This window comes from Companilactobacillus sp. RD055328 (assembly GCF_022835675.1).
In the GTDB taxonomy this organism is placed as follows: Bacteria; Bacillota; Bacilli; order Lactobacillales; family Lactobacillaceae; genus BQUT01.
Genome location: NZ_BQUT01000004.1, coordinates 1 through 3,218, shown reverse-complemented (window position 1 = coordinate 3,218; position 3,218 = coordinate 1). Strand labels below are relative to the sequence as shown.

The window sequence follows — 3,218 nt, the reverse complement described above, 5'->3', positions numbered from 1 at the left end:
GCGTGGCAACTTCCTATCCTCGCAGGCAGTTTCCCACCAACTACTATCGGCGTTAAGAAGCTTAACTTCTGTGTTCGACATGGGAACAGGTGTATCCTTCTTGCCATCGTCACCACACTTCTTCCCTCGTACCTTGAAAACTAAATACTAACGCTTTTAAAAAAACTCCGAAAACCGCTTCGGTTAAGCCCTCGGCCTATTAGTACTGATCCGCTCCATACATCACTGTACTTCCACGCTCAGCCTATCTACCTCATATTCTATAAGGGGCCTTACTTCCTTAACGGAATGGGAAATCTCATCTCGAGGGAGGCTTCACACTTAGATGCTTTCAGCGTTTATCCCTTCCATACATAGCTACCCAGCGATGCCCTTGGCAGAACAACTGGTACACCAGAGGTATGTCCATTCCGGTCCTCTCGTACTAGGAACAGCTCCTCTCAAATTTCCTACGCCCGCGACGGATAGGGACCGAACTGTCTCACGACGTTCTGAACCCAGCTCGCGTACCGCTTTAATGGGCGAACAGCCCAACCCTTGGGACCGACTACAGCCCCAGGATGCGATGAGCCGACATCGAGGTGCCAAACCTCCCCGTCGATGTGAACTCTTGGGGGAGATAAGCCTGTTATCCCCAGGGTAGCTTTTATCCGTTGAGCGATGGCCCTTCCATGCGGTACCACCGGATCACTAAGTCCGACTTTCGTCCCTGCTCGACTTGTAAGTCTCACAGTCAAGCTCTCTTGTGCCTTTACACTCTGCGAATGATTTCCAACCATTCTGAGAGAACCTTTGAGCGCCTCCGTTACTGTTTAGGAGGCGACCGCCCCAGTCAAACTGCCCACCTGACACTGTCTCCCACCGTGATTGCCGGCGAGGGTTAGAGCCTTCATATAACAAGGGTAGTATCCCACCAATGCCTCCTTCGAAACTAGCGTTCCGAATTCAACGGCTCCTACCTATCCTGTACATGTCATACAAAAACTCAATATCAAGCTACAGTAAAGCTCCATGGGGTCTTTCCGTCCTGTCGCGGGTAATCCGCGTCTTCACGGATATCATAATTTCACCGAGTCTCTCGTTGAGACAGTGCCCAAATCATTACGCCTTTCGTGCGGGTCGGAACTTACCCGACAAGGAATTTCGCTACCTTAGGACCGTTATAGTTACGGCCGCCGTTTACTGGGGCTTCAATTCTGGGCTTCGCCGAAGCTAACTCATCCTCTTAACCTTCCAGCACCGGGCAGGCGTCAGCCCATATACGTCATCTTACGATTTTGCATAGACCTGTGTTTTTGATAAACAGTTGTTTGGGCCTATTCACTGCGGCTGACCTTTCGATCAGCACCCCTTCTCCCGAAGTTACGGGGTCATTTTGCCGAGTTCCTTAACGAGAGTTCTCTCGCACACCTTAGGATACTCTCCTCGACTACCTGTGTCGGTTTGCGGTACGGGTAGTATATATCTAACTAGAAGCTTTTCTTGGCAGTGTGAGTTATTGTGCTTCGCTACTTATATTTCGCTCCCCATCATACCTTGTCCTTATAGTCGCAAGCATTTGACTCACAACAAAACTTGATATTTGGACACGCTTTTCCAGCCGCGTGCTCACATCATCCTCCTGCGTCCCTCCATTGTTCAAACAATATATACTAGTACAGGAATATCAACCTGTTATCCATCGATTACGCCTCTCGGCCTCATCTTAGGTCCCGACTAACCCTGGGCGGACGAGCCTTCCCCAGGAAACCTTAGTCATACGGTGGACCAGATTCTCACTGGTCTTTCGCTACTCATACCGGCATTCTCACTTCTATAAAGTCCACTGCTCCTCACGGTACAGCTTCTTCCCTTATACAACGCTCTCCTACCACATATCTTACGATACATCCACAGTTTCGGTACTATACTTAGCCCCGGTACATTTTCGGCGCAGGGTCACTCGACTAGTGAGCTGTTACGCACTCTTTAAATGAATTGCTGCTTCTAAGCCAACATCCTAGTTGTCTAAGCAACCCCACATCCTTTTCCACTTAGTATAGATTTTGGGACCTTAACTGGTGATCTGGGCTGTTTCCCTTTCGACTACGGATCTTATCACTCATAGTCTGACTCCCGAGTATAAATCAATGGCATTCGGAGTTTATCTGAATTCAGTAACCCTTGACGGGCCCCTAGTCCAAACAGTGCTCTACCTCCATGATCCTTACCTCGAGGCTAGCCCTAAAGCTATTTCGGAGAGAACCAGCTATCTCCAAGTTCGTTTGGAATTTCACCGCTACCCACAGCTCATCCCCGCATTTTTCAACATACGTGGGTTCGGTCCTCCAATAAGTATTACCTCATCTTCAACCTGGCCATGGGTAGGTCACTTGGTTTCGGGTCTACGTCTACATACTATGTCGCCCATTTCAGACTCGCTTTCGCTACGGCTCCGTATCTTCTACTTAACCTCGCATGCAAACGTAACTCGCCGGTTCATTCTACAAAAGGCACGCCATCACTCATTAACGAGCTCTGACTATTTGTAGGCACATGGTTTCAGGATCTATTTCACTCCCCTCCCGGGGTGCTTTTCACCTTTCCCTCACGGTACTGGTTCACTATCGGTCACTAGGGAGTATTTAGCCTTGGGAGATGGTCCTCCCGGATTCCAACGGAATTTCTCGTGTTCCGCCGTACTCAGGATACAGATTGGAGTGGTTTTGATTTCGTTTACGGGACTGTCACCCTCTTTGGTTAGTCTTCCCAAACTATTCAACTATCTCTACCTTTTGTTCTCACAACATCTGTCCTACAACCCCAAAGAGCAAGCTCTCTGGTTTGGGCTCTTCCCGTTTCGCTCGCCGCTACTCAGGGAATCGAATTTTCTTTCTCTTCCTGCAACTACTTAGATGTTTCAGTTCATTGCGTCTTCCTCTTATAAGCTATGTATTCACTTACAAGTAGTTGTCGATTAAAACAACTGGGTTCCCCCATTCGGAAATCTCCGGATCAAAGCTTACGTACAGCTCCCCGAAGCATATCGGTGTTAGTTCCGTCCTTCATCGGCTCCTAGTGCCTAGGCATCCACCATGCGCCCTTTATAACTTAACCTAAATCAAGATTATAATTGGTTCATAATAAATCTTTTTAAAAAAATTGTGTTTAGATAACTCTAAACGCGCAGTTTTCGGTGTTTCTTTTTTCGTTAGTATTCAGTTTTCAAGGTACGAAGT

General features: G+C 48.0%; 2 rRNA genes. Both read right to left on the bottom strand.

The features are described 5' to 3' along the window. Positions 1 to 117, bottom strand: a 5S ribosomal RNA gene (gene rrf, locus RD055328_RS02125). 62 nt (positions 118 to 179) lie between these two features. Next, positions 180 to 3,096, bottom strand: a 23S ribosomal RNA gene (locus RD055328_RS02120). Between the last annotated feature and the right edge of the window lie 122 nt (positions 3,097 to 3,218).